Origin of the sequence: Arthrobacter celericrescens (assembly GCF_003614925.1) — a bacterium.
GTDB lineage: Bacteria > Actinomycetota > Actinomycetes > Actinomycetales > Micrococcaceae > Arthrobacter > Arthrobacter celericrescens.
Genome location: NZ_QYLP01000089.1, coordinates 13,753 through 32,778, shown reverse-complemented (window position 1 = coordinate 32,778; position 19,026 = coordinate 13,753). Strand labels below are relative to the sequence as shown.

General features: G+C 69.8%; 17 protein-coding genes. 13 read left to right on the top strand and 4 right to left on the bottom strand.

The window, feature by feature from the left end; genetic code table 11:
* Positions 1-77: 77 nt before the first annotated feature.
* The gene (locus D3654_RS15350) at positions 78-1,187 is read left to right on the top strand and encodes a glycoside hydrolase family 76 protein (protein WP_120522355.1); all 1,110 of its coding nucleotides are present in this window, start codon (positions 78-80) and stop codon (positions 1,185-1,187) included.
* Here the strand turns inward: D3654_RS15350 and D3654_RS15345 are convergent, their stop codons facing one another.
* Complete coding sequence (locus D3654_RS15345; RefSeq protein WP_120522336.1) at positions 1,188-1,796, bottom strand: YdeI/OmpD-associated family protein; 609 nt, start codon at positions 1,794-1,796, stop codon at positions 1,188-1,190.
* A 65-nt stretch (positions 1,797-1,861) separates the two neighbouring features.
* Here D3654_RS15345 and D3654_RS15340 point away from each other — a divergent pair, with 65 nt between their 5' ends.
* Complete coding sequence (locus tag D3654_RS15340) at positions 1,862-2,527, top strand: VOC family protein (RefSeq protein ID WP_120522335.1); 666 nt, start codon at positions 1,862-1,864, stop codon at positions 2,525-2,527.
* Between the two features lie 67 nt (positions 2,528-2,594).
* Entirely contained in the window at positions 2,595-4,109 is a 1,515-nt protein-coding gene (locus D3654_RS15335; protein WP_120522334.1) for an HNH endonuclease signature motif containing protein, read from the top strand.
* A 29-nt stretch (positions 4,110-4,138) separates the two neighbouring features.
* Here the strand turns inward: D3654_RS15335 and D3654_RS15330 are convergent, their stop codons facing one another.
* Genes D3654_RS15330 through D3654_RS15320 form a run of 3 tightly spaced genes read right to left on the bottom strand, consistent with a single transcriptional unit; the run spans position 4,139 to position 8,390 of the window.
* Positions 4,139-5,392: a M20 family metallo-hydrolase gene (locus tag D3654_RS15330; protein WP_120522333.1), complete on the bottom strand. Its 1,254-nt coding sequence runs from the start codon at positions 5,390-5,392 to the stop codon at positions 4,139-4,141.
* Positions 5,389-7,038 carry an amidohydrolase gene (locus D3654_RS15325; RefSeq protein ID WP_120522332.1) on the bottom strand — a complete coding sequence of 550 codons (1,650 nt, stop codon included), beginning with the start codon at positions 7,036-7,038 and terminating at the stop codon, positions 5,389-5,391. The genes D3654_RS15330 and D3654_RS15325 overlap by 4 nt, the downstream gene beginning before the upstream one ends.
* A gap of 44 nt (positions 7,039-7,082) precedes the next feature.
* The gene (locus tag D3654_RS15320) at positions 7,083-8,390 is read right to left on the bottom strand and encodes an MFS transporter (protein ID WP_120522331.1); all 1,308 of its coding nucleotides are present in this window, start codon (positions 8,388-8,390) and stop codon (positions 7,083-7,085) included.
* A gap of 126 nt (positions 8,391-8,516) precedes the next feature.
* On the opposite strand from D3654_RS15320, the gene D3654_RS15315 reads away from it, so the two are divergent.
* The 10 genes from D3654_RS15315 (at position 8,517) to D3654_RS15270 (ending at position 18,920) form a co-directional block, all read left to right on the top strand.
* Entirely contained in the window at positions 8,517-9,665 is a 1,149-nt protein-coding gene (locus D3654_RS15315; protein WP_120522330.1) for an RsbRD N-terminal domain-containing protein, read from the top strand.
* A gap of 122 nt (positions 9,666-9,787) precedes the next feature.
* Positions 9,788-11,152, top strand: a complete 1,365-nt coding sequence (locus D3654_RS15310) for an MFS transporter (RefSeq protein ID WP_245413268.1) — start codon at positions 9,788-9,790, stop codon at positions 11,150-11,152.
* Entirely contained in the window at positions 11,152-11,541 is a 390-nt protein-coding gene (locus D3654_RS15305) for a RidA family protein (protein ID WP_120522329.1), read from the top strand. Before D3654_RS15310 ends, D3654_RS15305 begins: the two co-directional genes overlap by 1 nt.
* Complete coding sequence (locus D3654_RS15300) at positions 11,538-12,158, top strand: RraA family protein (protein WP_245413267.1); 621 nt, start codon at positions 11,538-11,540, stop codon at positions 12,156-12,158. The genes D3654_RS15305 and D3654_RS15300 overlap by 4 nt, the downstream gene beginning before the upstream one ends.
* A 27-nt stretch (positions 12,159-12,185) precedes the next feature.
* Positions 12,186-13,088, top strand: coding sequence for a LysR family transcriptional regulator (locus D3654_RS15295; RefSeq protein ID WP_162943756.1), 903 nt, complete (start codon positions 12,186-12,188; stop codon positions 13,086-13,088).
* A gap of 200 nt (positions 13,089-13,288) precedes the next feature.
* A complete protein-coding gene (locus tag D3654_RS15290; RefSeq protein WP_120522327.1) occupies positions 13,289-14,953 on the top strand; it encodes a thiamine pyrophosphate-dependent enzyme in 1,665 nt (554 codons plus the stop codon).
* Positions 14,954-15,015: 62 nt separating this feature from the next.
* Complete coding sequence (locus D3654_RS15285) at positions 15,016-16,395, top strand: NAD-dependent succinate-semialdehyde dehydrogenase (RefSeq protein WP_120522326.1); 1,380 nt, start codon at positions 15,016-15,018, stop codon at positions 16,393-16,395.
* A complete protein-coding gene (locus D3654_RS15280) occupies positions 16,392-17,771 on the top strand; it encodes an FAD-binding oxidoreductase (RefSeq protein ID WP_245413266.1) in 1,380 nt (459 codons plus the stop codon). The genes D3654_RS15285 and D3654_RS15280 overlap by 4 nt, the downstream gene beginning before the upstream one ends.
* Before the next feature lie 119 nt (positions 17,772-17,890).
* Positions 17,891-18,268, top strand: coding sequence for a hypothetical protein (locus D3654_RS15275; RefSeq protein WP_120522325.1), 378 nt, complete (start codon positions 17,891-17,893; stop codon positions 18,266-18,268).
* Between the two features lie 112 nt (positions 18,269-18,380).
* Positions 18,381-18,920, top strand: a complete 540-nt coding sequence (locus D3654_RS15270) for an NUDIX hydrolase family protein (protein WP_115789494.1) — start codon at positions 18,381-18,383, stop codon at positions 18,918-18,920.
* The last annotated feature ends 106 nt before the right edge of the window (positions 18,921-19,026 follow it).

Sequence of the window (19,026 nt, the reverse complement as noted above, 5' to 3'; positions counted from 1 at the left end):
GCCATTGCGTTAATGCATGTTAACTGAATCACATGGATTGCGCAGCGTTTTGCAGGCCGGATGACTACCCTTTGACCATGCCCACCGAAGACACCCAGGACCTGGTAGCCCGCGCCGACACCGCCGCCCGTTCCGTCACCCGGGCCTTCGGCAAGAGGCTCCTTTGCCTCCCCGGAACCCACCTCGGCGCGTCCGTCCGGCCGCAGAATTCCTTCCGGGCCCTCTTGGAGCCGTGGAATTACTGGTGGCAGGCGCAGTACGTGGACTGCCTGGTGGATGCCGGGCGCCGTGAGCTCACCTCGGGCGTGAAGTTCGACGGCGTCTCCCGCCCGAGTGCCGGCCGTCTGGCCTCGCGGCTGGTCACCACCGTCCGGCTGCGGAATTTCCTGCGCTTCGAGAACGACTATTTCGACGACATGGCCTGGCTCGCCCTGGCCACCCTGCGCCTGGACGGCCTTGCCGAAGCTACCCGGAGCCCCTGCCGACGCCGGAACGCCCGGGTCCGCGAAAGCCTCACCCTCCAGTTCGACTCCGCCTCCACCGACGACCTCGGCGGCGGCACCTTCTGGAACACCAAGCGTGACTTCAAGAACACCCCGGCCACGGCCCCCGTCGCCCTGTTCTACGCCCGCACCGGCCGCCCCGAAAGCGCCCAACGGCTCCTGGACTGGCTCAAGGCCCGCCTCCTCGACCCGGAAACCGGCCTCTACCTGGACGGCCTGCGCATCAACGGCACGGACACCGCACTCGTGGCCGACATCTATACCTACAACCAGGGCCCGGTGCTCGGCGCCATGCTGGAACTCGGCGGCAAAGAGAACCTCCAGAGGGCGTCCGCGCTCGTCGAAGCCGTCTCCCGGCGCCTGACCCTGGACCGAACCAACGTTGTGAAATGCCACGGCGACGGCGACGGCGGCCTCTTCACCGGAATCCTGCTCCGATACCTGGCCCTCGCCGCAGCCGACGCCCGGCTCCCCCGAAATGCAAAGGACACGGCACGCGCGATGGTGTTCGACACAGCGGATGCTTTCTGGACCGGGCGGACCGAATCCGCGCACGGAACGCTGATCTTCTCCAGTAACCCCGTGCGGCCCGCCGCGGAGACGTATCCGCTGGGCTCCGCCGTCGAGCTTTCCACCCAGCTGCAGGCGTGGATGGCGCTCGAGGCGGCAACCAGCCTGAAGTAGCTAGCCGCGCGGCGGCGTGTCCGGCATCTTCTTCTGCGGGTAGGGCGCCTCGTGCCGGGCCAGCATGTCCACGAAGCCGGCGATCTTCCGGGCCCGCGTCTCGGCGCGTTTGACGGAGGTGGTCCGGTAGATGAGGGCGAAGCGGTTGGTGCCGGTGAGGACGTCGAACATGGCCTGCGCCTCCGGGACGGCGGCGATCGCCGCGGCTAGGTCATCGGGAACCTCCGCGCCTGCCTGCCCCGTGTAGGCCCGGTCCCAGCGGCCGTCGGCTTTGGCGGCGTCGACGGCGGCCCGGCCGGCGTCGTGCATCTTCCCGGCGGCTTCCAGCCGGGCGATGTGGCCGGTGTTCCGCTCCGACCAGGGGCTGCGCGGGCCCCGGCGGGTCATCCGCTGGAACATGCTCTCCGCGTCCCGCCGCCTCGCCTGCCCGTCGATCCAGCCGAAGCAGAGGGCCTCGTCCAAGGCGGCGTCGTAGTCGAGCTCGGTGACGTTGCCGCCCTTCTTGTGCAGCACCAGCCAGACGCCGGGGCTGCTGCTGTGGTTCGCCTCCAGCCAGGCCCGCCATTCCGCAGCGTCCTTGACCAGCAGTTCTTCGAGTTCAACGGCCATGTGCCCATTCTGCCGCCGACCGCCGACATCCGGGCAGGTGACATCCGGGCGCGTAGGCTGGAGCCATGCTGCGAGTCCGACCCATCGTTTTCACGTCCCGCCCCGAGGCCTGGGAACCCCTGCTGGCTGCCCTGGGCATGATCAAGACCGTGGACGACGGCGGCCGCCGGGAGTTCGACGCCGGCTCCGGGCGCCTCGCCCTGCAGCAGGTTTCGCCGGGCGCGGCGGAGGACGGCAGCACCGTGTTCGGCGTCGAGATCGGCGACCCGGCGGAGTTCGCCCGCCGCACCGTGGCCGACGGCACCCGGGCCGACGTCGTCGACACCCCGCACGGGGCCACCGTGCAGGTCACTGCGGAGGACGGTTTCAGCTTCTTCGCGGACAAAGCCGCCCACGGCGCCGTGTGCGCGGACGCCGATACGGCGCTGGCCGTCGTCGGGGTCTGGCTGACGCCCGGCGTCGAACGGGCCGCGCAGGAACTGCGCAACATTGGCGCCCGGCCCCGCCGGGAAACCCCGGACGGGGCGGACTTCAACGCCAAGAACGGCGGCGTCCTGGCCGTGCGGGCCGGTGACCGGCCGGCGGGCGGCGGCCTCGAGTGCGAGTACGACGGCGAATTGGACGGCTTGCGGGAAAGGCTCGCCTCGGCCGGGGTTGCGGTCCGTTCGGAGGACGGCGTGCTGCTGCTCGCGACCCCGGACGGCGGCGAACTGGTGGTGCGGCGGGCCTGAGCCTTGGACTTGGTCGCCCCTGTTTGTACGTGGATAAATTGTCGTAGCCCCTTGCTTGAATTAGTGCATGGAGAACAGCACGGGGTTTGCCCAGGCAGCGGGGAAGCAGGTCCGTCCTGTCGATGCGCTGGCCGATCTCGTGTCCTCGCTGGAGTCGCTGGAGCGAGTGCAGTCGCGTTTGCACGCGGTGCGTGAAGGGCTGCTGGTTATGGCCTCGCAGTTGGCGGAGGCGATGGAGGACGACGGCGGCGGGCCGGGTTCCGGGTGGCGGGCGCCTGCGAGGGAGCTGGCTCAGCGGTCGGTGGCCGCGGAGATCGCGGCGGCGACTCGGATGAGTGATCGGACGGTGCAGCGGCAGATAGGCCAGGCCGTGGAGCTGGCCGCCCGGTTCCCAGCAACGTACCAGGCGCTTTCCGATGGTCGGATCAGCCTGGCCCACGCCCGGGTGATCCAGGAAGCCGGGGCCACTCTGATGGATGACGACGCCCGGGGCCGTTACGAGGCTGCGGTGGTGGGCTGCGCCGAGCAGCAGGCACCCGGGCGGGTGCGGCGCCTGGCGGTGCGGGAAGCAGAGAAAGCCCAGGCCGAGCCCTTGGTCGCCCGGCACGAACGGGCTGTCGCCGGCCGCTGCGTCCGGGTCATACCGCTGCCGGACGGGATGGCGGAACTCGCCGCGACCTTGCCCGCGGCGGTGGCCTACGGGATCCACGACCGGCTCACGCAGATGGCCAAGACGCACATTGAGCTGGCGGCCGTTGAACACGCTGCCTCCGGCGGAATCAGTGAAGGCGGTGCCACCGCAGAGCCAGGCACCGGCGCCGGGGAAATCCGTTGCATGGACCAGCTGCGTGCCGACCTTTTAGCTGACCTGTTGTTGTGTGGTGCGCCGACCGGGCACGACACCCCGGACGGGCTGCTTTCAGCCATCACCGCCCGGGTTGATGTCACCGTCCCCATCCTGACTTTGATCAACGAGGCGGGCCCGGGCCACCGCGAACCAACGTCGAAGGGCAGCGGACAGGCCTCAGCACACGGGTCGGAGACTGCGGGCAACCGTGCGCAGGAGAACGCCGTCGGGAATGCCCGGATCGCCGCCGAGCTGGATGGGCGCCACCCGATCGACCCCGACACCGCCAGGATCCTTGCCGGACGAGCCTCGGGCTGGAACCGGGTCCTTACCGACCCCATCTCCGGTGCCGTGCTTGCGGTGGACCGGTACCGCCCCGGGGAGGACCTCAAGCGACTTCTTACTGCCCGCGATGCCAGGTGCCGATTCCCCGGCTGCGGCATACCCGCGCGCGACCTGGATCTGGACCACACCCACGACGCGGCACTGGGCGGTGCCACCGACGCCGGGAATCTTTCCGGGCTATGCCGGCGCCACCACGTGCTCAAACACCACAGCCGATGGACTACCAGGCAAACGGGAAACGGAAACCTGGAATGGACCAGTCCCACCGGCCGGAGCTACACCGACCGGCCGCCCACGCCGCCGGCAACCACCGCACGGACCGGAAAATCACCCGCTTCCTGGCCACCCCGGGAGTGGTCTCCCAGGGGGTCCAAGCCGCCGCCCTTCTAACACGGAACGGGATCACCACGAGGGCCGCGTTACTCCTCCAGCGCCCCGTCGCAGAGCCGGCCAACCACCTCGGTGAGCATTTCCAGGCCCGCCACGATGTCCTCGTCCGTGGTGTATTCGTGTTCGTTGTGCGAGATGCCGTCCACGCTCGGGACGAACAGCATCACCGTAGGAACCAGGTCCTTCATGTTGGTGGAGTCGTGCCCGGCGAGGGTCATCACTTCCTTGTGCGGCAGGCCGAGGTCCGCGGCGGCCTTGGCGGCGAGCTCCACGCCTTCGGGCTGGTACGGGGTCACGGGCCAGGAGTGGGAGGTGCGCTGCTCCACCTGCACGCTCGCGGCCTTCTCGGCTTCGGCCACTCGGCGGTGCAGCATGGCGTCGGCTTCGGCCAGGGCGTCCTCGTCGGCGCTGCGCAGGTCCAGGAGCAACTGCACCCGGCTGGGCACCACCACGGGGGAGTTCGGGTAGACGTCCAGCTGGCCCACGGAGGTGTGGACTTTGCCGGGGAAAGCGTCCGCGATCTCGCGGGCGGCCACCACCAGCAGGGACGCACCGAGGAGCGCGTCGTGCCGGTCGGCGATCACGGTGGAGCCGGTGTGCGCCTGTTCGCCGTGCACCACGAATTCGTACTTGTTCGCCGCCCAGTTGGAATGCACCAGGCCGATCGTCACGCCGTCACGTTCCATGGAGCGGCCCTGCTCGATGTGGATTTCCGCGCAGTAGGCGGCATCCGGGCCTTCCCAGTCGGAAAGGAAACCGTGCGCGCCCAGCGCCTCGCCCACGGAGACGCCGTGCGGGTCGGTCACGGCCAGGGCGTCGGCGAGCGCCAGCTTGCCTGTGTAGACGGAGGAGCCCATCATGGACGGCTTGAAGCGGCTGCCTTCCTCGTTGAACCAGTTCACCACCGCCACGTTGTACTTCGGTGCGGTGCGCTCGTTGCTGTCCCAGGCGGCGGCGAGCCGGAACGCGGCGTGCGCCGCGGCGAGGACGCCGTACGCGCCGTCGTACCTTCCGGCGGTGGGCTGGGAGTCCATGTGCGATCCGACCACCACGAACGGGGCGCCGGGCACGCGTTCCAGCAGGCCCCACTGGTTCCCGATCCGGTCGAAGCGGACCGTGAAGCCGCGGGCCTCGAGGACAGTGCGGAACCAGTTGCGCTGCTCGGCGTCGGCCTGGCTGGCGGCCTGCCGGTCCACGCCGCCGTTGGCGGTGGCGCCGAAGCCGCTCATGGTGCGGAAATCGGCCAGGAAGTCGTCGCCAGTGGGCGCGGTGCGGGTGGTCATGATTGCAGTTCCTTAATTCGTGAGTAGCTGGGGGCACCGCCGAGCAGCGTCGCTTCAACGGTCAGGTCGGTCAGGTCGGAGGCTTCCAGGGGGCTGCCGGAAAGCACGACGGCGTCGGCCAGCTTTCCGGGGCTGAGGGCACCTTTGGAGGCGGCGGCGCCGGTGGCTGCCGCGGCGCTGGTGGTGTAGAGGCCGAGGGCCTGGTGGCGGCTGAGGCGTTCATCCGGGTTGCCGAAGACCCGCCCCGAACCGGTGCGCCGGTCCACGTAGGCCTGCATCCCGCGGAGCACGTCGCCGTCGGCCACGGGCCGGTCGGAGCTGCCGGCCACCATGGTGCCGGAGTCGAGGAACGACGCCGCCCGGTAGGCCCAGGCGGAACGTTCCTCGCCCAGCGAGGCGGCCATGTTGTCCCCGCCCTCGGCGAAGAAGCTCGACTGCGGGGTCACGGCGATGCCGGCCTCGGCGAGACGCGGCAGCTGGTCCGGGCGGACCACGGAGGCGTGCTCGATCCGGTTGGGCAGGGCGTTGCGGCCGTACCGGGACTGGAGCTCCTCGAACAGGTCCAGGGCCAGGTCGATCGCGCGGTCTCCGATGGCGTGTGCGGCCACGGCCCAGCCGGAGCGGTACGCGGCTTCGATGCGTTCGCGCAGCTGGGCCGGGTCTTCCTGGAAGTACCCATGCGAACCATGCGGGTGGTGGCAGTACGGTTCGGTGACGGCGGCGGTCCGGCTCAGGAGGGAGCCGTCCAGGAACACCTTCACCGGGCCCAGGGACAACAGTTCCGAGCCGAAGCCGGAGTGGATCCCCAGGTCAAGGCCCGTTCCCAGGCCGTCCGTGGCGTGGCCGTGGACCGGCTTCAGGGCATCCAGCACCGGCATGAGCTGCGCCCGGGCCTTGAGGGTCCCGGCCGCGGCGGCGCGCTGGAATGCGGCCAGTTCCACGGGGCTCTGGCCGATCCAGCCAGCGCCGATCCCGGCATCGGTGAAGCTGGTGATGCCCTGGGATGCGTAGATCCCGGTGGCCTCTTCCACGGCCCGCTGGAGCCGGGACAGCGGCCTGGGCTGGAACGCCTGCTGGAAGACTTCCTGGGCCGTCTCTTCCACGACGCCGGTGGGCAGACCCTGCCAGTCGCGCACGATCCGGCCGCCCACGGGGTCGGGCGAACCCGGTTCGAAACGGCCCACCGTCTTCAAGGCGGCCGTGTTCACGAGGGCCTGGTGGCCGGAGTTGTGCCGCAGGAACAAGGGCACCGCACTGGTGGCGGCGTCCAGTTCGGCCAGCGAGGGGAACTGCCCGCCGAAGCGGTCGTGGTTGAACCCGGAGGAAATCAACCAGCCGTCGTCGCCGGCTGCCGCCGCGGGCGCCGCGGCGGCCAGGACCGCAAGCACCTCCGCGGGCGTGGTGCAGCCGTCCACGGACGGTTCCAGCAGCCCGAGCCCGAACCACGGGGTGTGGCAGTGGGCGTCGATGAAGCCGGGCACCAAGGTCCGTCCGCCGAGGTCGACGGCGTGCCGGGCACCCAGGCCGGCAATGTCGCCGTCGAGCCCCACCACCCGGCCGTGCAGCACACCCAGGGAGTGCGCCGACGGCCGGGCCGGGTCCATCGTGATGATGTCCGCATTGTGCAGGACGAGGTCCAGGTCCACAGGTTCTCCAGTCGCTTCAGGTCAGCAGTCGCGCCAGGCCGGGGTCAGGCCTTGAGGCCCTGCTGCTTGATGCTCAGCGCGGGGATGGCGAAGCCGGCGACGGCGGTGAGCAGCGAGATGCCGATCAGCAGCCAGGCGCTGGGGACCCAGGAGTTGCCGCTGGCGGCGAGGGTCGCCGTCGCGATCATCGGGACGAAACCGCTGAGCAGGCCGGCGAGGTTGGAGGAAATGGCGACGCCGGTGTAGCGGGTGCGGGTGGGGAACAGCCCGGTGAGGACAGCGCCGGACACCGCATAGGGGATGGAGAGGGCGCAGACACCAACGGTCACGCCCAGGACCACCAGGAACGGGACCGCGGACTGCACGGCCAGGAAGACCGGGAAGGCCAGGACCGCGGAGAGGAGCCCGCCGAAAATGACGACCTTGCTGGCGCCGAAGCGCTCGGCCATGCGGCCGCCGCCGATCAGGATGAAGACCTCGAAGACCGCGGCGATCAGGGTGGCGGCGAGCAGGAGGTTGCGGTCGAGCTTCAGGACGGTGGCACCGTAGAAGACCACGAAGGTGGTGACAAGGTAGAACCCGCCCACGCCCAGCATGGCCGTGGCCGCACCGACGAGGACCTGCTTCCAGGAGGTGCCCAGCACGCCGCGGATGGGAGCATGTTCGGTTTCGCCTTCCTCCATCAGGGCTTCGAACTCGGGCGATTCGGACAGCCGGGAACGGATCCACAGGGAGACCAGCAGCAGCGGGATGGCCAGGAGGAACGGGATGCGCCAGCCCCAGTCGTCGAAGCTGTCCTTGCTCAGCAGGAAGGCGAGCAGGGCGAAGCCGCCGGAGGACAGGATGGTGCCGATGGGCGAGCCGAGCTGCGGCATGGCGCCGTAGCGGCCGCGCTTTTCCACGGGGGCGTTCTCCACCGCGATGATCATGGCGCCGGACCATTCGCCGCCGACGGCGAGACCTTGGACGATGCGCAGCAGGATCAGCAGGACAGGGGCCGCGACGCCGATGGCGGCGTAGTTGGGCAGCAGGCCGATGAGGCCCGTAACGACGCCGATGCCGACGATCGTGATCATCAGGATCTTCTTGCGGCCCACCCTGTCGCCGAGTGCGCCGAAGATCAGGCCGCCCACGGGGCGGGCTACGAAGCCCACGGCCAGGGTGCCGAAGGAGAAGATGCCGGCCAGGATGGGGTCCTTGGTGGCGAAGAACTGGATGTTGAACACCAGCGCCGAGGCGGTGGTGAAAAGGAAGAAGTCGTACCACTCGAGGGCGGTTCCGACCAGGGCGCCGAGGGCCACGCGTTTAGTGACCTTCTCGTCGATGACCGGGGTGGCGGAGGAAATACTCATTGGGGGGCTCCAGGAAGCTCAAGGCCTGTGACTGAAGTCTCAGGCAGGTTCTCACTCCATGTTTGCAGTTTGTTTACCCAAAATCTCTAGGGATTCATCGCGGAAATGCCCGAATAGAATGTGTGAATGCACAATGAATCCCGTTGGACTCCTGGTGAAGGATGGGACGGGCTCCTGACGCGGCTGGCCGCGCAGGTGCCCCGCATGGCTGCCGGCTTCGTGGAGAGGATCTCGGCGATCCCGGAGTACGCCAGCGGCGGCGTGACCACGGAGGAACTGCTCACGACGGCGAAGCAGACCTTCGAGCAGCTGGTGGCGGCGCTGCGCAACGGCCGGACCGAACTCGACGGCGAACTCGCCAGCGCCGCACGGGCACTCGGGGGCCGGCGCGCACGGGCGGGCATTCCGCCCGAGTCCCTGATGTCCGCCGTCCGCCTCGATTTCCCCGTGATCTGGACCGAACTGCTGGCCCTGGTGGACCCTGCGGACGGCGCCGCGCTGAACTCCCGCGTGGAGGAAGTCTGGAACGTCGTGGACCAGTACGCCACCCAGACCCGGAACGGCTACCTCGACGAGCGGGTCCGCATGGCGCATGAAGAAGCCGTGGTGGAACGGGACTTCATTGCCCAGGTCTTCGCGCCGGGCGGCCAGGGACCCGAGAGCCTGCAACGGATCGGCGCCGCCCTGGGACTGGATCCCGAAGCGGCGCTCTCTCTCGCGGCGGCCCGGGGCGAGGCCGGCGCCGTCCTGAGGACCCTCGGGGTGGCCCCGGCGGTGCGGTCGAGGGTGTACATCTACGAATCCGGGGACCTGGTGTACGGCTTCTGGAAGATTCCGGCCGGCGGCTCCCCGCTGCCGCCGGGGCTTTCGAGGATCCCGTGCGGACTGGTTCCCTCGGTGCGCGGACTTGCCGGCATCCGGGACGCCGCGCTGGAAGCCGAGGCCCTGGCCCGGGTGGCGCACGAGGGCGACGACGGCCCCCTCGACACCGAGTCCGCGTGGCCACGGGTGGCCCGGCGGCTCCTGGAGGACGCCCGGCTCCCCCTCCGGGCCGCCGTCGACCGCTCCCTCGAAGCCTGCCGCCCGAGCGAGCGGGAGCGGCTGGAGGAGACGGCCCGCTCGATCCTGGCCACGGGGAACGTCACCGCGACGGCGGCGGCCCTCTTCTGCCACCGCAACACGATCCTGAACCGCATGGCGAGGTTCCAGGAGGTGACCGGCATCGACCTGTCGGTCCCGGAGCAGGCTGCCCGCCTCGTGGTCGCTTGGGCGTGAGGCCGCACTACGAAAACTCATGCCGGAACGGCATGGGCATGATCCAAGTTAGGTCTTAGACAGCATGCCGGGCCTCTGGGGATAGTGAGGTATCCCACTCCCCGAACCCTCTGGAGCCCTCCATGACCTCTCCTGTCCCTCCGTCAACGGTGCTTCCCGGCACGGTCCGGGAACAACGTCTGGACCAGAAGAAGATGAACAAGATCGCGTTCGCCAGCGTCATCGGCACCACGGTCGAGTGGTACGACCTGTTCGTCTTCGGAACCGCCTCCGCCCTGGTCTTCAACAAGATCTTCTTCCCCAGCTTCGACCCCATCGTGGGCACCATGCTCGCCTTCGGCACCTTCGCGTCCGCCTACGTGGCCCGCATGGTCGGGGCCATCGTGTTCGGGCACTTCGGTGACCGGCTGGGCCGCAAGTCCATGCTCCTGGTTTCCCTGCTCACCATGGGCGCGGCCACCTTCGCCATCGGCCTGCTGCCGGACTACGGCGCGATCGGCGTCATGGCCCCGCTCCTGCTGCTCCTGCTCCGTGTGATCCAGGGCCTGGCCCTCGGCGGCGAATGGGGCGGCGCCGTGCTGATGACCGTTGAGCATGCTCCCGCCAACCGCCGCGGCTTCTTCGGTTCGCTGGTCCAGGTGGGGGTTCCCGCCGGAACGCTGATCGCCAATGTCGCGTTCCTGATCGTGGCCTCCGCGGTCAGCGAGGACGCCCTGCACAGCTGGGGTTGGCGCATCCCGTTCCTGGCCTCCGTGTTGCTGGTGGCCGTGGGGATCTACATCCGGCTGAACATCGAGGAAACCCCGTCCTTCCAGGCGGTCAAGGAGCAGGGCGCCAAGGCCAAGATCCCCTTCGCGGCCCTCATGGCCAAGTACTGGAAGCAGGTGATCCTGGGCGGCGTGGCCACCCTCTCCACTGGCAGCACCTTCACCCTGCTGGTGGCCTCCGGCGTGTCCTACGGCAAGAAGACGCTGGGCCACTCCGAAACCCTCATGCTTTGGGTGGTCCTGGCCGCCTGCGCCCTCGGCCTGTTCCTCATCCCGTTCTTCGGCCGCCTCTCCGACAAGTACGGCCGCAAGCCGATCATCTACGCCGGCGTCGCCGCCGAAGCCGTCCTGGCCTTCCCGATGTTCTGGCTCATGGACACCAAGTCCGTGGCCTTGCTCTTCGTGGCCTACCTGGCCATGATGACCGCGTTCTGCGCCAACTACGGCCCCATCGCCACCTTCCTTGCGGAGCTCTTCGGTTCGAAGGTCCGCTACTCGGGCCTGTCCGTGGCCTACATGCTCTCCGGCCTGCTGGGCTCGGCCGCCACCCCGTTCATCACCACTTGGCTGCTGGGCCTGACCGGCCAGAGCTCCTCGATCGCCTGGTACATCCTGGCCGCCGCGGGACTCTCCCTCGTGGCCCTGTTCATCCTGGGTGAGACCCGTTACGGCAACATCGACGCCGTCGATGAGGCCCCGGCCGCGAAGCAGGAGGCCTGATGCAGCGCGTCACCGGGGCACCCGGGCTCGCACCCGCCGTCGGGCCGTTCTCCCAGGCGGTCGCGGCCAACGGCTTCGTCTTCGTCACCGGGCAGCTGCCCTCGGGCCCCGGCGGGCTGGACGACCAGCCTGAGGACTTCGAGGCTCAGGTCCGGCGGACCCTGGAAAACCTGCGCTCCGTGCTGGAGGAGGCCGGGTCCGGGCTGGAACACGTGGTCAAGTGCAACGGCTACCTGACCGCCGAGGAACAGTTGGAACCCTACAACCGGGTCTACGCCGAGTTCTTCGGCGACCACCGGCCCGCCCGCACCACGGTGTGCGTGAGCCTGTGGGGCGTCGCGCTGGAGATCGACTGCGTGGCCGTTCTGGCACCCGGAGGCCGGGCGTGACCGCGACCCTGACCAACGAGCTCCTCGACCGATTGTCCCGGGTCAGCGTCCCAACCCTGGGTCACTTCCTGGAGGACGGCTTCCTTCCGCCCGCGATCCGCCGTGTGGCAGGGCAGGGAACAGTGGCGGGCCGGGTCCGGACCGTGCGGATCGCGGGACAGGACGCACTCGCCATGAACCGGGCCATCCTGGGCCTTCGCCCCGGGGATTTCCTGGTGGTGGACATGTCCGGCGACCACAGGCACGCCCCGCTCGGCGCCGTCACGGCGGCCGCGATCGTCGCGCGCGGCGCCGTCGGCGTGGTGGTGGATGGGGCCGTGACGGACCTTGCCGACCTGCGGGCCTCCGGCCTGAGCATCCACGCCCGCGGCACCAGCTGCCTCACCACCAAGCGGCACGGCGGCACCGGCTCAGCTACCGGCGTCGTGCTCGATCTTGCGGGCGTGCCGGTCACCGACGGCGGGCTGGTGCTCGCGGACGACAACGGCGTTGCGGTTTTCGCGCCCGAAGTGCTGGCCGACGTGCTGCCGCTGGCCGAAGCGTCCGACGCCGCGGAGCCGGAACTGCTCGCACGGATCCGTTCCGGGGAGGCACTGGATGGCCTGCTGGCCACGTGAGCGGCAGGCTGGGGCAAGATGGGCTTCATGAACCTTCGCCGCCTGCAGTACTTCCTGGCCGTCGTCGACCACGGCACGGTCACCGGGGCTGCGGACAAGCTGCACATGGCCCAGCCCGCGCTGAGCCGGCAGATCAAGACCCTGGAGCGGGAGCTCAAGCTTGAGCTCTTCGAACCCCAGGGCAGCCGCCTTGCCCTGACGGCGGCGGGCCTGGCCCTGGTGCCCGCCGCCCGCCGCCTGGTGGTGGAGGCGCTCGACTTCGAAAACGCGGCCACCCTGCTGCGCACCGGGAAGGTGGAACGCCTGACGGTCGCAGCCACCAGCGCCTCCCTCCGGACCTTCCTGGCGCCGTTCATCGCCACCATGACACCGGCGGATCCGCAGCTGGTGGCCCGCGAGACCAGCCATTTCGAGATGACGGAGTCCCTCCGGCAGGGCTGCGATTTCGCCGTTTCGCCGCAGGCCCCCGACGGCGCGCTCCGGCATGTCCCGCTGGGCCGGGTGCCCGTGCGTGCCTATGTGCCGCGGGACCATGAATGGGCGCGCGACGGCGTCCGGCAACTGCCGCTGTCCGCGTTCGCCGGCGTGCCCGCCATCCTCACCTCGCACCACAGCGTGAGCCGCTTCCTCCTCGACGACGCCCTGAGCAGGCACGATGTGACCTTCAGCAGCGTCACCGAATGCGACGACGGTCAAAGCATCATGGCCCTCGCCGTGGCCGGGCACGGCGTCGGATTCTCCACCGAGCGCCCCCTCTACGGCGCCCACCCCATCCTGGTGCTGGACGAGGACGTCTACGGGGCCCGGCCGCTGGGCCTGTCCCTGCATGTGGCCTGGCTTCCGGGGCACTACGCCGAAGCCGTCATCGAGGAGCTCGCCCTGCGCATCCGGGAGTTCCTGACTGCCGAGGAGATCACCCTGGGTGCGTGAGTCCCTTCCCCCGTCGATTGCTCCGTATCTGTCGTTTTGGACCCTCAAAACGACAGATACGGAGCAATCGATGCTTAAGTACGCCGAGCCTATGCCAAACAGGTATGAGAACCCTGCGAAACAAGTATTGGACGGCATGGTTTGCGCCTCCAGATACTGGTTGGGAACAAGCAATCCCCCAGTGATGTGGAGCAGAACCCGTGAGCCCCAAACCCCAGCACGCCGGCCAGGCGATCGTCGATTCGCTTGCCCTGCACGGCGTCAAGCGCGTCTTCGCTGTCCCCGGCGAAAGCTACCTCGCCGTCCTGGACGGCCTGCACGGTGCGGACATCGAAACCGTGGTGGTCCGCCAGGAGGGCGGTGCCAGCTACATGGCCGAGGCCCACGGCAAGATCACCGGCGAGCCGGGCGTGGCCATGGTGACCCGCGGCCCGGGCGCCGCAAACGCCTTCATCGCCCTGCACACCGCTTGGCAGGATGGCACCCCGATGGTCCTGTTCGTTGGCTTGGTGCCGGTCGCTGACCGCATGCGGGAGTCCTTCCAGGAGTTCGACCCCAACGCCTGGTTCGGCACGCAGGCGAAGCGCGTCTTCGTGCTGGACGAGCCCGGCCGCGCCTCGGAAGTCGTGGCGGAGGCCTTCTTCGCCGCGAAGTCCGGCCGCCCCGGACCCGTGGTGGTCGGCCTCCCGGAGGACGTCATCACCAAGGTCTTCGAAGGCCCCCTGACCCGGCCCATCCCGGTGGCCGAAGGCGCCGTTTCCCCCGCGGAGCTGGCCACCCTCCTGGACGCCCTGCGCGGCGCGGAGAAGCCGCTCCTTTTCGTCGGCGGCCAGCGCTGGACCCCGCAGGCCGCCGCCACCATCACCGCCTTCGCCGAGCGCAACGGCCTGCCGGTCGCGCAGGACTGGCACGCGTCTGACCGCATCCCGTTCTCCTCGCCCGTCAACCTGGGTTCCCTCGGCTACAGCCGCAACGACACCGTGGCGCGCATGTTCGAGGAGGCGGACGTCGTCGTCGCGGTCGGGGCTGTGCCCGGCGACGTCGCCACGGACGGGTTCACGCTCCGCCAGCGTCCCGACGCCGTCAACCACCTCGTCTCGATCGACTCCACCCTGCGCGGCCGTTCCGGCGCCGTCAGTTCCCACGTCCTGGCCTCCCCGGTGGCCCTCGCGGACGCCATTGGTGCCCTCGGCGACGCCGCTGAGCTGGGCCGCAAGGGCGACTGGGCCGGCTGGACGTCTGCCGGGCACGCGGCGCACCTGGCGTACGCGGAAATCGCGGACGACGCCGCCCTGCCGCCCACCGCCGAAGGCACCGCGCACATGAGCACGGTCATGCGGGAACTGGTCGCGCGGCTGCCGCACGACGCCGTCAACACCCTCGGCGCCGGCAACCACACCCTGTGGGCGCAGCGCTTCTTCCCCACCGAGGTGTTCCCCTCCCAGCTGGCCACCCGCAACGGTTCCATGGGCTATTCCATCCCGGCCGCCGTCGCCTCCGTCCTGGCGAACCCGGGACGCCTGGCCGTGGCGGTCTGCGGCGACGGCGAGTTCCTCATGAACGGCCAGGAACTGGCCACCGCCGCCCAGTACGGGGCGCCGGTCCTCTCGATCGTGCTCGACAACAGCCAGTACTCCACCATCCGCGCCCATCAGGAAAAGCACTTCCCGGGACGGGTAAGCGGCACGCAGCTGGCGAACCCGGACTTCGCGGCCCTCTCCCGGGCCTTCGGCGGTCACGGCGAAACCGTGCGCAGCGACAAGGAGGCGGCGGACGCCGTCGAACGCGCCCTGGACGCCGTGCTGACCCGCCGGGTGAGCGCCCTCATCCACGTGGTGGCCGACCAGGCCCTCCTGGAACCGTAATTCAGCGCGCCGTGATACCGAGAACCCTGAGCACCGTAACCCCCTCACGAAACGGAACCAGCATGTACAAGGTGACCAACCCCGCCACCGGAACGGTGGAAGCCGTCTACCCGTCCGCCACCGACGCCCAGATCGAGGAAGCCGCAGCGCGCGCCGAGGCCGCCCGCGGCCCGCTCAAGGCGCTGAGCCCGGCGGAGCGTTCCGCGCTGCTGCACCGGGTGGCCGGGCTGCACGCCGAACGCCGCGAGGAACTGGCGTCCATCATCACCCGCGAAATGGGCAAGCCGATCGCCCAGTCCCGCGGCGAGGTGGACATCGTGGTGTCCATCTACCGCTACTACGCGGACAACGGCCCCGGCTTCCTGGCCGAGGAGCCCATCGACGCCGTCGCCGGCGGCCGCACCGTGGTCCGCAAGGAACCCCTGGGCGTGCTGCTGGGCATCATGCCGTGGAACTTCCCCTATTACCAGGTGGCCCGCTTCGCTGCGCCCAACCTGATGCTCGGCAACCCGGTGCTGCTCAAGCACGCGCCGCAGTGCCCCGAGTCCGCGCTGGCCATGGAGGAGATCTTCCGCGACGCCGGCGCCCCGGACGGCGCGTACGTGAACCTCTTCGCCAGCAATGAGCAGGTGGCGGCCCTGATCGCGGACCCCCGCGTCCAGGGCGTGTCCCTCACGGGGTCCGAGCGGGCCGGTGCGGCGGTGGCCGCGGCCGCCGGCGCGGAGCTGAAGAAGGTGGTGCTGGAGCTGGGCGGCTCGGACCCGTTCATCGTGCTCGACGGCGGCAACCTGGACCAGGTGGTGAAGCTCGCCGTGGGCAGCCGGACCTTCAACGCGGGGCAGGCCTGCAACGCGGCCAAGCGCTTCATCGTGGTGGACGAGGTGTACGACGAGTTCGTGGACCGCTTCGTTGCGGCGACCGCCGCACTTGAGCCGGGCGACCCGGCCGAAGAGGGCACTGTCCTTGGCCCCCTGTCCTCCGCGGCGGCCGCAGAGTCCCTGCAGGTCCAGGTGGACCGCGCAGTGCTGCAGGGCGCCGAGATACTGCTCGACGGCGGGCGGCAGGACCGGCCCGGCGCCTACTTCAAGCCGATGGTCCTGGCAGGTGTCACCGAGTCCATGGACGCGTACCGGCAGGAACTCTTCGGCCCCGTGGCCATGGTGTTCCGGGTGCGCGACGAGGACGAGGCCGTCCAGGTGGCCAACGGCACCCCCTTCGGCCTGGGCGCGTCCGTGCACTCCGTGGACGAGGACCGTGCCGCCGCCTTGGCGGACCGGATCGAAGCCGGCATGGTCCACATCAACGAGGCCGGCGGCAGCTCGGCGGAACTGCCGTTCGGCGGCGTCAAGAGGTCCGGCGTCGGGCGCGAACTGGGCCGTTACGGCATGGACGAATTCGTGAACCGGAAGCTGGTCCGCGTCCGAGAAACGGCCCGCGCGTGACGACGGCGGCCCACACCATCGCCGTCGGGCTGGAACGGCTCCTCGGCTCCGGAAAGGTCTCCACTGACCCCGCCCTGTTGGCCGGATACAGCCGGGACCAGGCGCCGCACCCGCCCGAGGCTTCAGCCCTCGCGGTGGTGTTCGCCGAATCCACGGCCGACGTCCAGGCGGTGGTCCGGGCCTGTGCCGCGGCGGGCATCCGGGTGGTTGCCCGCGGCGCCGGGTCCGGCCTCTCCGGCGGCGCCCACGCCGTCACCGAGAGCGTCATCCTCAGCCTGGAGCGCATGGACCGGATCCTGGAGCTGCGCGCCGGGGACGAGGTGGCGGTCGTCGAACCCGGCGTGGTGAACGCGGACCTCAACGCGGCCGCCGCGGAGCACGGCCTCATGTACGCCCCGGACCCCGCCAGCTTCACCTTCGCCACGATCGGCGGGAACATCGCCACCAACGCCGGGGGCCTGCGCTGCGCCAAGTACGGCGTCACCCGCGACTCCGTCCTGGCCCTGGACGTGGTGCTGGCCGACGGCGAGCTCGTCCGGCTGGGCCATTCCACCTTCAAGGGCGTGGCCGGGTATGACCTCGTGGCGCTGCTGGTCGGCTCCGAGGGGACGCTGGGGATCGTGGTGGGCGCCACCGTGCGCCTGCGCCACTTGCCCGTGAAGGTCTGCACCATCGCGGCCTTCTTCCCGGACCTGGCCTCCGCCGCGGCCGGCGTCCTCGCCGTCGGCCGGGCCCGGGTGCAGCCGGCCATCATGGAACTCATGGACCACGGCTCCATCGCCGACGCCGACGCCCTGAACGGAACGGACCTCGCCAGCCGCTGCACCGTCCTGCTGCTCATCCAGACGGACGGCTTCGGCGCGGAGGCGGAGGCCGCCGTCGTCCGTGAAGTCCTGGCCGCGGAAGGCGGCACGCTCTCCGCGCCCGGCGACCCGGCGGCGGAGCTCTTCGTCCAGCTGCGGCGCAACAGCCGCGGCTCGGGCACGGAGAACGAGCTCCGGGTGGGCGAGGACGTGGCCGTGCCGCGGTCCCGCCTGGTGGACTACGCCCGGGAGCTGGAGCGGATCGGCCGCGAGTACGGCGTCTTCATGAAGATGGTGGCGCACGCCGGAGACGGCAACCTGCACCCGATGTTCTGGGCGGAGCCCGACGACGGCGGCCGGGACGAAGCCGTGGCGCGGCTGCGCGGGGCCTTGGACGAGTCGGTGCGGGTGGCCCTCTCGATGGGCGGCACCATCACGGGCGAGCACGGCATCGGAACCTTCAAACTGCCGTGGCTCGGCTGGGAACACTCCGAGCGGGTCCGGGAACTGGCCCGCGGCATCAAGGACGTCTTCGATCCGCACGGCGTCCTGAACCCCGGCAAGGCCATCTGACCGTTCCGGCCCGAACCGCCTCTTGACCATCCGGCGCGACGGTGACGTAATGAAAATGTCCACGGTGCGGCACGTCCGGATCCCTGTGGCGCCCCGTGGCAGCCGTGGCGAAGGATGCCATGCGGGCAGCAGAGGAGGACATCGTGGGCATACTGGATTCCATTACAAAGGGGATGCCGGTGGTTGACGGCTCGGGGCAAGTCATCGGCCGGGTCGAGGAAATCGTTCCGCCCAACGAAAAGGCGGAAATATTCGAAGAAGCCGTGGTCGGCTCCGAGCCGGACTTGCTCACGCTCGGGCTGAACTCCGTCTTCGGCCGCGAGCCGAAAGTCCCCGAGCTGATGGCGCGGCGGCTGTTCCACGCCGGCTACATCAAGATCGATGCCCGCGGTTTCCTGGCCAGCGACACCTACGCGGCCGCGGACAGCATCAGCCGCGTCGAGGAGGGGAAGGCGTACCTAAGCCTGACCCGGCACGAACTGTCCACCCAGGTCTAGGGCCTCGCCGTCCCGGCCCTTCTCTGCTGACCCGCGGCCCTGAACCCCGCCGTTTGGGCAGGGCCCGAGCCAAACGCGGCCCGCCGGGCGGCGGATACGGTAGAACTTAACCATGAACCTGCGCACCCCCGACCCCAACCCCGGCTGGCTGTCCCCCGAGGACCTGTTCGAGGCGCGCGGCCGCCTCCCCATGGTCTATGTGGAAGCGGTCCCGGTCCGGCTGGATCCGCTGGGCTTCGTCAACGAGGTGGGCACGCTCCTGCAGGGCGACGCCGACGGCAACATGGTGCGCTACCTCGTCTCCGGCCGCGTGCTGTACCGCGAGACTATCCGGGCCGCGCTGCTGCGCCACATCGAAAAAGACCTGGGCCCGCTGGCCTTCCCGCAGCTGCCCATCAGCCCGGTGCCGTTCACCGTGGCCGAGTACTTCCCCGCCCCCTCCCAGACCGGGTTCACGGACGACCGCCAGCACGCGGTGTCCCTGGTCTACGTGATTCCGGTGACCGGCGAATGCGATCCCCGCCAGGACGCGCTCGAACTGACCTGGATGACCCCGGAGGAAGTGCTCAGCGAAGAAGTCCAGCAGGAGTTCGACGGCGGCCGCGGCAACCTGGTGCGCCAGGCCCTCGCCTTCGCCGGGGTCGGACTGTAACCGGGATCCGGGACCCTTCCCGCTTTCCACATAGCCGGAATGCCTCCCGCGCCCGGGCCCGCCCGTTCTATAGACTGGTGGGCGGACCCCAAGCAAAGGATTTTTG